This is a genomic window from Blautia obeum ATCC 29174 (assembly GCF_025147765.1).
Lineage (GTDB): Bacteria > Bacillota > Clostridia > Lachnospirales > Lachnospiraceae > Blautia_A > Blautia_A obeum.
Window position 1 is genome coordinate 3,052,706 of sequence record NZ_CP102265.1, and the last position, 13,263, is coordinate 3,065,968.

Here is a 13,263-nt window from a genome sequence, read left to right on the forward strand (position 1 = left end):
AAAAGTCATTAACTATATAAACGTATTTGCTTCTCCAAGTGCTACTGACCAGAATCTTATTTGTTAAGCTTTCTGTTTTTCAAACAGTTTCTTAACACCCTGAATTGCTACCAGTACACCAAGTATCAATAGTAATATCGCAAAAATGAGCTGTAAGGTATTTCCCATATCCAGGCCTGTTGTGAACAGAGCTCCTGAAAGTTTTGTAATTGTCATACCAAGTGCTGTAAATGTTACTGCCATCATAAATACCATCGGAATCCAGAGTAAAACAGGAAGCCATCCGAAAATTGCAGCCTGAATAGGTCCGTTAATCGGGCCGGCTCCTGCAATAGACGCAAACTGATGCCCAAATACTACATTTGTATCAGCTGGTACATAATCAACTCTGTCTTCCAGCTCATATGCTGGTGTTTTAGCTTTGGGATCAATTCCCCATTTGTTCTGAAGATAACGGCCATACAGAAGATATGCTCCTCCGAGCACTACAATGGCTATTACCATCATTAAGATTCCACTCATAATCTTGTCCTCTTCTTTCTCTTATATTTTGTATATAAAAAACGCCTCTGCTATCCATTTGGATAACAAAGGCGAAATTTCCGCGGTACCACTTTGCGTTGTCCTATCTATTACTAATTCAAGAATGCCCTCGGCATTCTTGCTGCGAGATGCACGTCATGCAATGCATGACATATTCTTCTGTGCATCTCTGCAATCCTGCCGGAGGCTATATCAGATGGGAGATTGAATCCCACCACTGATATAATTTTGTTGCTCACCACCTACAGAGGTGGGAGTCATCTCACATCTGATATAACCTCTTACTACTGTCAGTATAAACAGCTTCTTCTGTAACGTGAAGACTACGTCCCGGCTTACTTTAATATTCAGTGGGATGCTCCCTGGTGATATCACAAAATACCTTCTGCCGTGTCTCATCATCTGCGGCTCTCTGTAATCCGGTTACTTCTTGTGACCTGTCCTAATCAATGCATTTCTCTCTTTTTTGATTTACCTATGTTTTACTCTTTTTCTCATAGAAAATCGAGGAACAAATTAGACATATTTCATATTTTTGTCTATTTGTTTTTGTACACTTTGCTGTAGCTGAAAAATATATCACCAGTCATATACATGCCCCACTCTTTTTGATTTGATGGTTCTGCATATATTTTATTTACAGTCCGGAAATCGGGAAAGACCTGACTATTTATTGCTCTCAGCCGCATCCGGGGTATTGTGCATGTATATTGATTCCGCAATGAATGAAACAAACCCGGATGAATGAAAATCTTCACTCTTTACCCAACATTTACTTTCACATATAAGGGATACTTTGTGCTGTACATAAGGTTCCCCACCCCACACTTTCGTTCGGATACTTCTCAAAACCAGGCAGTGGCTGGGCGCCTCGTCTCAGATATGCCTTTACCTTCTCTCCCCATAGAAATGGGTCATTTCTCCTTACAATTCCCCACTCCATCATAAGTGCTGCCGATCCGGTCACAAATGGTGTGGCAAATGATGTCCCGGTTACGTTAGCATATCCGCCGCCCGGTACGGGTGCAGTGATATTGACACCTGGTGCGACGAGATCTGGTTTTGGATAAGAAAGTCTCTCTCCACCGCGACCGGAAAAGTCTGCATAGGCATTTAATCTGGAGTCGTAGGCTCCTACCGTGATCACCTTCGCTGCCGTGGAGGGAATCGTCAATGTCTCCGATGCCACCGGTCGGTAAAATCCAGTCACCGGGTTCAAGACGTTTCCTCCCGGGAGCCACAGGTTATAGTTACCCTCCCGGATTCGTTTTCCCTGCAGATGAATCTTCCAGATTCCGCTGGTAAGATATGTCCCCACAGGAATAAAATCAAAATAAATCTCCTGTGTCACTTGAAAAGGCCCTGGTTTACCATAATAAATCAACAGATTCGTCTCCCCCGCACGATATCTCTGTGTACCGATTTTTTCAGAAAGCGTCGGCAGTCGTTCACCGGATGGCGTTTCTATGGAAATTTCAATCTCGTCTGCATATGCTTTCCACAGCTGTAGATTCAGAGTTGTCTCATAAGTCCCAATGCTCATTTCTATCGTCTCTGTCTGTCCCTGACGCAGCTGTCCCGCCGTATGGATTCTGTCATTCCCATTATTTCCGCTTCCAACACAAATGACAGAACGTCCCACATTCACTACGTTGCTGATATAAGTTTCCAACAATGAGTCTCCCTGATGTGTTCATTATAACTAGGGGAAAATTACTGTAAAAAAATTTGCAGTCTTTACACTGCCTGTTTTTCTACCGGATAAGGCGACTGATACTTAAATACAATATCAATGCTCTTATCTCCATTCACAACAATTTTTTCAATCAATTCTGTCACAATTTCTCTTGTCACTTCGGATAATGTTCCATACTTGATAAATTTCTCTATCCAGTTTTCATAAGATTCTTCTGCCTCTCCAAAGCTGTCTTTCTCTTGTTCTGCCAACTGAATCTTCGCCCTGATATCTTTATCCTGCTTTTCATATTCTGCCTTATAGGAGAGATATTCTTCTTTATCCAGAACACCATCTACATAATTTTCGTAAGTTTTCTTTTTATACTTTTGGACAGCCGCAAGTTCTTTTTGTAACCGTTCAATCTGCTGGTCTGCTTCTGCACATCGTCTCTGCACCTCCTTCTTCCTATCTGCTACTTTTAATATTTCATCCTTATCACTTTCTTTCAGTGCCAGTTCCGCTTGTCTTTGGATTTCATTTTTTACAATAGAATCCAATACTTCTTTTTTAATGAAATGAGAATAACAAACTGTGTTTCCTTTTTTGTGATAGGTACCGCACTCATAACCGTCCCGACAAGTAACCCTCTGGAAATTATATCCGCAATCTCCACAAACAATAATTCCTGCGTATGGATTTACCTTTCTCACTTCGCTATTAAATCCCGGTGTCCGTGTTCTTTTCTTCATAAGTTCCTGTACCTGCTCAAAAGTATCTTTGCTAATAATTGCTTCGTGCATTCCTTCCACAATATACTGCTGTTCCTCTGGAATATATTGATACTTTTCCACTTTATAGGATATCTTTTCTGATTTATGCTGTACCATAGCCCCTGTATAAACTCTGTTTCGCAAAATTACATTGATCGTAGGATATGCCCAGCCCTTTGCACCCGCTTTTTCTAATGCATTGGCATATTTCAATCCCTGCACCTTTCTCTTATACTCTGACGGTGTCAGAATTCCTTCCTGATTCAGTTTCTTTGCAATACCATCCCTGGAATATCCTTCCAAACTCATATAAAAGATTCTCCGTACCACTTTAGCTGCTTCTTCATCTACAAGAAAATGATGCTTATCTGCCGGATCTTTTACATATCCATATGGGGCAAACCCAGACATAAACTGTCCCCGTTTCTTCTGGGCGGTCAATGCACCTCTGATTTTCTTAGATATATCACGACTATACATATCATTAAACAACGTCTTAAACTGTGCCAATTCTTCATTACTGTGATGAACAGAATCCACGCCATCCAAAATTGCAATATAACGCACACCCAAAGATGGAAAAACACGCTCAATATAGTTACTGGTTTCAATATGTTCACGCCCAAGCCGGGAAATATCTTTCGTAATAACGCCTTGAATTTTCCCTTTGTAGATATCCTCCATCATCCGCTGAAATTCCGGTCTATTCGCAAAATAAAGCCCCGAATAACCGTCATCAATATAAATATCTGCGATTTCCAGATCCTCTGATTTAGTCACATACTCACGAATCAGTTTCATCTGATTTTCAATACTCTCACTAACTTTATTCTCTCCATCATCCTTCGACAGACGACAATATACACCCATCTGATACATCATATCACCCCATCTTTCTCAAGTATTCTATCTGGTGAACTCTCTACTGAAGCAAACTTAAAATATATATCTATTTTCTGCTCTGGATATACATAAATTTTATCAACTAACTCCACAAGCGCTTCTCTGGTAAGCTGCTTTACCGTTATTCTTCTGCGATTAAAGTGCTCCAACCATATCTTTGTTTCATTGACCGCCGCCCGCTGCCTTTGCTCTTCATGGTTCAGTTCTGATAATTCTTTTTGATATTTCTGATTCTCTGTTTCATACATCTGTTTTAATTCCAGATATTCCTCTTTGGAAAGTACTTCATCCATAAACTGTTCATATGCTCGTTTCCGGTATTCCAGATTTCTTTCTATTTTTGCCTGCAATTTTGCAATTTTACCATCCAGTTCCGGCTGTTTCTGTCTGATCTGAGTTTCCAGATTCTTCATATCCATCTTCATCTGTTTCAATTGCTGGTTGATTGCAAATACAACCAGTTCATCCAGCTTTTCAAATGTAATATGATTCAGCTCACAGTAATTCTGCCCCTGCTTCTGATGAAAACCACACATATATCCGTCATAGTCTTTATGAGATGCCAGATAACGTTTTCGCATGGCTGTTTTACATTTCCCACAAAAGAGCAGTCCCACATATTTATGTGGTTCATTGTTTTTATCAAAATAGGAAACTCTGCGCCCCTTTCTTATTTGCTGAACCCTATCAAACTCTTCTTTAGAAATGATTGCCTCATGTGCATCCGGCACCAGCTCCATTTCTTCCAGGGGAATTGCCTTTTTGTATTTCAGCTTATAAGACGGTCTTTCATGTTTCCGAATCACAACCGCCCCAGTATAGACCGGATTCTTTAAAATTCCACTTACAGTAGACGATGTCCACAGACCTTTTCCCGAATCCCATACATAATTGGTTTTTAAAACTTCCTTTTTATATTTTGCGGGACAAGGGATTTCATCTTCATTCAAAGTCCTGCAAATAACCGTACAGCCAAATCCATTTTGATACATTCTGTAAATTCTTCGAACAACCTCGGCTGCATAAGGATCAATTTCCAGATGATTATGAATTGTTTTACTTTTCACATATCCAAAGGGGGGCTGTTTCGGAGTATATTCGCCCATACTTCTTTTGGTCTGAATCGTTGTCTTAATCTTTCTGGATGTATCTCTCAAATACATATCATTCAGCAAAGTTTTTATTTCTAACATTTCATCATAAGTTCCAACGGCTGAATCATAATTATCCAGAATCGAAACAATCCGAATCTGTTTCTCCGGGAAATATTTGCCTAGATAATAGTTGGTATCAATATGTTCTCTTCCAAGTCGAGATACGTCCTTAAAAATCACCATATTGATAACACCAAGCTCAATATCTGCCAGCATCCTCCGAAATTCAGTTCTTTCAAAATTACTTCCAGAAGCCCCATCGTCTACATAAACTTTTTTCTCTGCAATATCTTTATTCTCTGCAATATAATCTCTTGCCATCTGAATCTGAGAGTGAATACTATTGCTGTATTCACCCTCTTTATTTTGCTCTTCAATGGAAATTCGGCAATAAATTCCTGCCTGATACATTCTATCCCTCTTTTCATCGGTCTTGCGTAGTCATTGTCTTTAATTGTCTTTATTTTACAACAAGAACTTAAGAAAATCAACCTGCAATTTTTCGTTCAGTAAGATTCTGAATGCACTGGATCAATGTCTTTTCCCCATTAAAATGCACTCGAATCTGATATCCTGCATGTTCATAGCTTACATTCTCTTTTTGGATTTCTTTTTTTGTATCCAGAACTTCTACAGAATCAAATAACGTATTCATGCTATATGCCTCCTTCAGCATACAGTTCTCTCTACATCCTATGCCGGCAGGATTGTACAAAAGTTCTGTATGAATTGAATTCGGCTTTCGAAAGCCTGATTACATTCTAAAATTATTCTGCACCAATCACATTGAATTGAAATTGACCGCAGATTGAGTTTTTAAGATTCATTTTCTTCCTATACAGTATCAATTCCTATTGTCCGGAACATTTGTTCGTGTTATAATAAAAAGACTTTAAGAATATAAAACACGAAAACCAAAGGAGGGATTTCTGTTGGAACGATGTGATTTTTCTTCTATTAGCACATGCCTAAAAAATCAAATCAGTGAAAGCAATCAGATGAACCAACCTGATTTTTTATACGAATTATTTGAAGATTTTATGAATGATCCGATAAATGAAGATTTTTCTATGGATAATGGTCTAATTTGCCGCTGGATAACCGGACAAGCAAAAATCAGTCCCAAAATAACCTCATATTATGCAAAACCCAGCAATCAGAAAAAACTGGCAACAACCATTCAGCGGAACTTACTTCCCTTAATGGCAGACTGCAACATGGTTATACAGGACATTTACACGTTATTCATACAGGACGATACGATTTCGGATACAAAAAAGCAGGAACTTGTATCTCTATATAAACCTTCTGATTCAAGGCTGTTGTTTTTAGCAAAAGTACTTTCTTTTGGTATGGAACGGCAATTTATTAAACGTGATACAAGAAATCAAAAACTGATTGCAGGAGGTGTTCTATCTCCGATTGTTCTGGATTACATTATGGACAGCGAAGTCCCAAAACCATGCCGTCATTTTCTAGGAAGAGAAGAAGAACTGGATGAACTCCATACTTTGTTTGAAGAGAACCGACATATATTTCTTTATGGAATTGCCGGAATTGGAAAAAGCGAGCTTGCTAAAGCCTATGCAAAGCAATACAGAAAACAGTACACCAATATTCTCTATATGGAATACACCGGTAATCTATATCAAGATATTGTAGACATGGATTTTATTGATGATCCACCAGAAATCAGTGAGCAGGAACGTTTTCAAAGACATAACCGTTTCTTACGCTCTTTGAAATCTGATACACTGCTGATCATAGACAATTTTAATGTCACATCCACACAGGACAGTTGCCTGTCAGTCGTATTAAAATACCGTTGCCGGGTTTTATTTACAACCAGAAGCCAACTGTCTGAATACTGTAGTTTTCAATTAAAAGAACTGAAAGATATACCCACTCTTTTTCAACTGACATCTGTATTTTATTCAGAAGCAGAGGAAAACCGGGCAATCGTAGAAAAAATCATAGAAACTGTACACTACCATACTTTTGCTGTCGAACTGGCAGCCAAACTTCTGGAAAATGGAATTTTAACTCCAGAGCAATTATTGATAAAACTTCAAGAGGAAAAGGCTTCTCTTCATAATGAAGATAAGATTAAAGTAATGAAAGATGGTCAGAGCAAAAAAGCCACCTATTACAACCATATCCATACCCTGTTTTCGTTATACTCCTTATCACGGAAACAGCAGGATATTATGTGCAATATGTGTTTTATGCCTTCATCTGGTATTTCTGCCCGTATATTTTCCAAATGGCTGGAGCTGCCTACTTTAAATGACGTGAATGATCTGATCGAGACAGGTTTTGTACAGTCAAGTCTCCGGCATACTATTTCTCTGCATCCAATGATTCAGGAAATTGCAGTTTCCGAGACCGCACCTTCTGTTACAAGCTGCCACACGTTATTGGATTCTCTGCAAAAAATATGTTTGATGCATGGCATTGAAGTTAGCTATTATAAAAAATTATTTCAAACAGTAGAAAACATCATGCTTTTCATTGAAAAGGACGATATTCCCCAATACCTGTTATTTTTAGAAGATGTTTTTCCATATATGGAGAAGTACCACTATCAAAAGGGTATGAAAAAAATCATCCAGGAACTACAGCATTTTATAAAAGCAAATACTTACGGGACTGCATCTGACCGTGCCTTACTATTGGATTATCAGGCAACTCTGGAACCCAAAACAGAAAAAGCGATAAAATTAGAAAAAGAAGCACTTGCTCAAATAAAAGAAACCACAAAAGAAAATGCCCACCTGGTTTCCAACCTCCATTCCAATCTTGGAGGGCTTTACCGAATCAACGGACAACTTGATCTCGCTAAAAGGCACATGAAAATGGGTATCTCTCTTTTACAACAATACCAGCTTCTTTATACTAATGACAGTATTCCTCAGATTAATAATTATGCTGTCCTCTTAATTGAAATACAAGAACCTGACCTTGCCCTGTCTGCTCTTCAGAAATTAGCACAGATTATCAAAGAATATAATTCAAACCACTGTTTGGATTATGCCCAGGTACAGGAATCCCTTGGAAGTATCTGCCTGATCACTGCAAATATTTCGCAAGCGAAAACCCATTTTAAAAAAGCCTTGAAAATTTATGAGGATATATGGGCAGACGAACCCGAATTGATTGAAGAAAAATATCAAGCAATTCAAGAATTGTATCCACAAGCTGGAATTGCTCTGGCAAAAAGTATTCTTCTCACCAAGCACTAACGGTTCCTACAAACACTTGTAAAATATATTGCCTCAATAATGTAAACGCCTAGTTTTGAGATACACTCCAAGACTAGGCGCTTGTCCATTTCCATTTTTTCTTAGACATGGAGCGTTTACATAAGGATCACTTTTCTTTTTTTGACACTTTTCGCTCCTCCTATCTCAAATTTTTTATAGTCTAGGTATATTGCCTTCATCAATGCCTGAGAACTTGTAAATATGCTCCTCTGCTTGTTCAATCTGCGATACATTACAATCATCTCGTCATCAACCTACTGTTTGATACAATATGTCAAATGCATAGTGGCTCAGTTCTATTAGAAATTTATATCTCTAACTCCGCACCAATTCTAAAATTCCTTTTGAAAGGCGATATACTTTATCAACACTTTCCAGTTCTTTATACTTATGCGTAATAAAAACGATAGTCTTATTTTTTAATTCACTATGTAATAACTCACGTAAAGCTTCATTTGATTCAACATCAAATCCTTCTGTAGCCTCATCCATAAGTAAAATGTCTGCATTTTTCAGCAGAGCCCTAGCTACAGCTATCTTTTGTCTTTCTCCTCCAGAAAGTTTTGCACCATCTTGTCCAATTTTTTGTCCAAATCCATGATCCAATTTTTCAATAAAACCTAAAGCACCACTTTTTCTACATGCTTCAACAACTGCATCTCTTGACGCCTTTCCATCGATATTAACATTCTCCTCTATAGTCCCTTGGAATAGATATGGTCTTTGGCTTATAACCGCAATTCTATTTCTCATATCTTGTATATCCATCAATTCCACAGGAGCTCCATACAATTTTATTATTCCTTTTTGTGGCCGGTAGAATCCCGCCAAAAGGTTCAAAAGTGTTGATTTGCCACTTCCATTTTCTCCTACGATCGCAATTCGTTCCCCTTTTTTTACACATAGTGAAATACCATTTAAAATAGGGTGTCCTGGTTCATAACCAAAGACAAGATTTTTTACTTCAAAAACCATATCCCTATCTTGATAAATTTTCTCAGGTTTCATTTCACATAATTTCATTTCCAATTCTTCCGGTTGTCCCCATAACTCAAAAAGACGTTTTGCCGATGGCTCAATTTGCGCAAAATAATATTTAATGTTTATCAATGCTGAAATTGGATTTACAACATATGCACTATATGTAATAAAAGCAAATGCTCCGCCTATAGTGAATTCTCCTTTTATTATAAAAAGCCCACTTAATATATATAATAACGCATTTACAACCGTGTCTATTACTACAACACTGACAGTACTATATTCATCTAGCATTGCGTTCTTTTTATATGAATCCATCAAATCTTTTTGCAGACCTTCAAATTGAGATTTTTTTACCTGAAACAGATTCCAGAGCTTCATTTCATGAATTCCATTTATACACTCGGCAAACCAACTCATAAACTTTCGTTTATCCTCAATCCACTGTTCAAACACTTCCCGTTTCTTGTTTGCACAATAGGACACTATTATAAATTTCAGTGGAATAATTGCTTCTATCAATATTGCTAATTTCCAGTCTAATAAGGACAGCCCAACTACTCCTCCTATTATTTGGAGAATTGATGATATAGAAAACTGAGTAATCTGATCCACAACAGATGACACATTATCAATATCCATACCAATTGTATTTATAATCTCTGCACTTCCTCTTTCAGCAAAATACTGTATTTTCATCCTATTGATTTTCCAGTAAGTCTTTTTATAGAGAGAATGTGTAAACTGATTATGTACATTTGAAAATAATTTTGTTTGGATTATATTTAACTCTTGCTGGGTTAAAGAAATTATTATTAATATAACAGAAAATAAAAGAATGTATTTCATGTTTTTCTGCAATATACCACAATCTGTTATTTGTCTTATAAGCAGTGGGTGTATAAACGTTATGAATGATGAACCCAAAAGGCAACAGATAATCCCTGGAAAATACTTTTTATATTCACACAACATTTTACAAATTCGATACCATGTTTTCCCATTTTCTCTCATATCCAATTGCCATCCTCACTATTCGTTAAGCAAAATATTGACAAACAAGCTCATATATATCCTCTATATTGTAAGTTATTCCTATTCGATCTTCTGCATACAATTCATACATATTATTTTTACGCACAATATACATATCTATATCTGATGCCTTACTACTTTCAAATATTTCTTCCTCTTGATTCAAAAGAATAATATCAGGTTCATAAGCTATATATACTGTATAAAGGATATCGTTCAATGACTCATTGGAATCGTCATAATATTCTAAAGGAATTACATTTTCATCTAAAGGATTTTTCTGCAGATTTATTGCGTAATAACCGTTCTGACTAAACATCTCTTTTAGCTGTATCATTTCCTCGTAATCTAAATCAATACCGGCAATTACCGGTATCTCTATATTGGTTTTATCCCTTATTACATTTTCTAGTATATCCGGATAATCAGATTTATGCGTTGCTATAGTCATCAAAAAGTCCATAACATCATCAAATCCTGCTGTGGGCTTTCTGTTTAAATATGTAGCAATATGTCCAGTGACAACAGGAGCCGCATAACTATTGGCTTGATTTACGATCCCATTCCACGAAAAATTTGCTATAATAGAATTCTCAATATTATAACCTTTTTGTTCTTGAAACAGAATTTGACCATTTCCCAAAAGACCATAACGATCCTGCCTGACACCAAAAACACCTGGATATGCAGCTGGATAAGTCTTTATATTTCTGTTATGATATGCTGCTACTATAATCGCATCAGCATCAAGTAATCTTTTTATTTGAATCCATAAGGGTTTAATATCAAAATAATTGATTGTTCCAAGACTCATGTGAATTAACTTTATTTTATTTTGAATACACCATTCCAAAGCTTCCAGCAAAACTGTGATCTGTGTTGTTCCTGCAGAGTCAGTCACATTCAAGTCCCATAATTCTATATCACTACATATGCTTGTGATAATTCCGACGCATACAGCGCCATGGAATGATTTATCGTCTTTATACTCACTTGGATCGCATTTAGAAGCCAAAAAAGATTTATGAACAATCCTTTGATTCCTGTTATTTCTCATATGATAAGGTATACCGTTATCAATCAATGCGAGCTTAATCATTTGCACTATTCCTATTCTTACCTGTTATATATCCAAGCCAAATATCGCATATTTATTATTCTCATGATAAACCTTGTAATTCTATGGTCAATAAAAATTCAAGTGTCGCTGAACCCTAATATGCTTCTCCAATCACACTGCCATCATAAGCATTGATCACATAAGAAAGCTCCTGTAGAGAATTTCCACCAATACTTTCCCTGACAGTAAAAATCCATGCTGGAACCAACCATGCGTGTTTCGGCTCCTGATAGGCTGTGGTATAAGTATACTGCAATTTTGCGTTTACCACATCATACTCCAGTGCGGTAGTGTCGTTGGCAGACTGGCCTTTTCCGGAATACCAATAAAAAATCTGATCTGTCAGCTTTGCCTGTATTTTTTCAAAAGGCAGAAGCTTTGTATTTTCCGTCACCGTACAGACTTCTTCCGATATCCCATCCCATTTAAAATATTTAATTCCTTCCTCTGTTATCAGAATAGAGATTGTTTCTACCTGGAACGGAGGCACATAACTATCCACTGTTTCTTCCGCAACCACGCCATCAGGAACTGAAGTAATACCCTCTACACTTTTCGAAAAACAATACAGATATCCCGGTAATCCTCTATCCAGATCTCCCTGCCACAAAGCATCACTACCAAGTCCCAGACCATTGCGCTCTGAACATGCGCCATTCGGGAACCACACGGTACGATCAGAATCTACAAGGCCCATTCCATCGATACCTAAATCCTCTAAAACTTGTTCTGCCTGTTCCTTTCCATCTTCCTCTGTAAAGGTGATCTTGTCCATGCACTTTCGATACGCATCTGCCAGTTCATGAAATTTCTCTGTATAGCCGTTGGTATCCATGCCAAAGCTACTGTAATACTCACTCTGCATTTCCTCAGTTTCTATTGTTTCTTCTTCTATAAAATTAGAACCCTCCATCCAGAGAAAACTACTGTCATTGTCAATTTCCTGATTATACCGCTCTGCTTCTATATATGCCTTCCTGTCCTCGCCCACATCTGCAGTAAAATAATCCTCTGTATCTGTGTTTTCCAATTCAGTACTCATCCAACTCCGTGCCGCTTCCACACCGTGATCCTCTGTTTTTTTTTGAAATTTTATCTCCATCTTTTCCGGTGCAGACGCTTCATCCGGTGCAAGCTCCATCCCCTCTCGGGTTGCGTTTTGAATCCCTGCAATCGATGTAGAATATGCTGATTGCAAGTAACTTCCTTCCTTGCTGGAAATCCTGTCTAACACTTCCTGATACGCATCCTTTGTCACCATCTGTGGCATATATAGTTCCTCACCGTCCGTAAAATAATCAATCAATCCATTCAGTTCTTCCTGCGTTAACTCGTGATTTTGCATCTCTATGACTGGAAGATTGCCAATGCTTTGTTCGCCCAACTTAATATCTGCCTGGATAACCACACGGTCGTTGCTTTTCTTTTCTTCAAATTTCCAATGCGTTGGAACATTTGTCTCTCTCTTTTCTCCTTTTTTAAGAGGTTCACAGACAGCCGCCTCGCTAATCCCATCCACTTTGCTGACTACCGAACTCTCCTCTGGTGTTTCCTGACAGCTGGAAAGAATAATACACAACGCACCTACCATAATTGCTAGAACACTTTTTTTCATTTTTCCTCCATATATCTTATAGAATTGTCGCTTTTTCACGAAACTTCAATTATAAACTCTTTAACTTATAAATACCGTCCTGACACTATTAACGTTTTCGTATATTTTTTAGAAACAGACTACCTTATTTATTTTAATGTATAAGGCAGTCTGTTCTATGTACTAGTAACTATAACTTGTTAGTACATTACGCTATTGTCA

Annotated in this window: 9 protein-coding genes; 1 reads left to right on the forward strand and 8 read right to left on the reverse strand. The window is 37.6% G+C overall.

Going from position 1 to position 13,263, the window contains the following annotated elements; all coding sequences use genetic code 11:
• Nucleotides 1–63 precede the first annotated feature (63 nt).
• The 5 genes from NQ503_RS14715 to NQ503_RS14735 all read right to left on the reverse strand — a co-directional run bounded on the left by NQ503_RS14715 (nt 64) and on the right by NQ503_RS14735 (nt 5,703).
• Nucleotides 64–522: a carbon starvation CstA family protein gene (locus NQ503_RS14715; RefSeq protein ID WP_005428229.1), complete on the reverse strand. Its 459-nt coding sequence runs from the start codon at nt 520–522 to the stop codon at nt 64–66.
• A 799-nt stretch (nt 523–1,321) separates the two neighbouring features.
• Nucleotides 1,322–2,215: a S8 family serine peptidase gene (locus NQ503_RS14720; protein ID WP_242650203.1), complete on the reverse strand. Its 894-nt coding sequence runs from the start codon at nt 2,213–2,215 to the stop codon at nt 1,322–1,324.
• A 65-nt stretch (nt 2,216–2,280) separates the two neighbouring features.
• Nucleotides 2,281–3,873 carry a recombinase family protein gene (locus tag NQ503_RS14725; RefSeq protein WP_005428244.1) on the reverse strand — a complete coding sequence of 531 codons (1,593 nt, stop codon included), beginning with the start codon at nt 3,871–3,873 and terminating at the stop codon, nt 2,281–2,283.
• On the reverse strand, nt 3,870–5,459 hold the full coding sequence (locus NQ503_RS14730) for a recombinase family protein (RefSeq protein ID WP_009245397.1): 1,590 nt from the start codon (nt 5,457–5,459) through the stop codon (nt 3,870–3,872). Before NQ503_RS14730 ends, NQ503_RS14725 begins: the two co-directional genes overlap by 4 nt.
• Nucleotides 5,460–5,535: 76 nt before the next feature.
• Complete coding sequence (locus NQ503_RS14735; protein ID WP_009245398.1) at nt 5,536–5,703, reverse strand: hypothetical protein; 168 nt, start codon at nt 5,701–5,703, stop codon at nt 5,536–5,538.
• A 343-nt stretch (nt 5,704–6,046) separates the two neighbouring features.
• Here NQ503_RS14735 and NQ503_RS14740 point away from each other — a divergent pair, with 343 nt between their 5' ends.
• A complete protein-coding gene (locus NQ503_RS14740; protein WP_005428247.1) occupies nt 6,047–8,290 on the forward strand; it encodes a tetratricopeptide repeat protein in 2,244 nt (747 codons plus the stop codon).
• A gap of 336 nt (nt 8,291–8,626) precedes the next feature.
• Here the strand turns inward: NQ503_RS14740 and NQ503_RS14745 are convergent, their stop codons facing one another.
• The 3 genes from NQ503_RS14745 to NQ503_RS14755 form a co-directional block, all read right to left on the reverse strand.
• Nucleotides 8,627–10,306, reverse strand: coding sequence for an ABC transporter ATP-binding protein (locus tag NQ503_RS14745; RefSeq protein WP_005428253.1), 1,680 nt, complete (start codon nt 10,304–10,306; stop codon nt 8,627–8,629).
• 25 nt (nt 10,307–10,331) lie between these two features.
• Complete coding sequence (locus NQ503_RS14750) at nt 10,332–11,426, reverse strand: S8 family serine peptidase (protein WP_005428255.1); 1,095 nt, start codon at nt 11,424–11,426, stop codon at nt 10,332–10,334.
• Nucleotides 11,427–11,541: 115 nt separating this feature from the next.
• The gene (locus tag NQ503_RS14755; protein WP_005428257.1) at nt 11,542–13,062 is read right to left on the reverse strand and encodes a DUF6034 family protein; all 1,521 of its coding nucleotides are present in this window, start codon (nt 13,060–13,062) and stop codon (nt 11,542–11,544) included.
• Nucleotides 13,063–13,263 lie beyond the last annotated feature (201 nt).

Coding starts and splice junctions, on each gene's coding strand:
- NQ503_RS14735 (WP_009245398.1), bottom strand. CDS start 5,703: ATGAATACGTTATTTGATTCTGTAGAAGTTCTGGATACAAAAAAAGAA.
- NQ503_RS14740 (WP_005428247.1), top strand. CDS start 6,047: ATGAACCAACCTGATTTTTTATACGAATTATTTGAAGATTTTATGAAT.
- NQ503_RS14745 (WP_005428253.1), bottom strand. CDS start 10,306: ATGAGAGAAAATGGGAAAACATGGTATCGAATTTGTAAAATGTTGTGT.
- NQ503_RS14715 (WP_005428229.1), bottom strand. CDS start 522: ATGAGTGGAATCTTAATGATGGTAATAGCCATTGTAGTGCTCGGAGGA.
- NQ503_RS14730 (WP_009245397.1), bottom strand. CDS start 5,459: ATGTATCAGGCAGGAATTTATTGCCGAATTTCCATTGAAGAGCAAAAT.
- NQ503_RS14725 (WP_005428244.1), bottom strand. CDS start 3,873: ATGATGTATCAGATGGGTGTATATTGTCGTCTGTCGAAGGATGATGGA.
- NQ503_RS14750 (WP_005428255.1), bottom strand. CDS start 11,426: ATGATTAAGCTCGCATTGATTGATAACGGTATACCTTATCATATGAGA.
- NQ503_RS14755 (WP_005428257.1), bottom strand. CDS start 13,062: ATGAAAAAAAGTGTTCTAGCAATTATGGTAGGTGCGTTGTGTATTATT.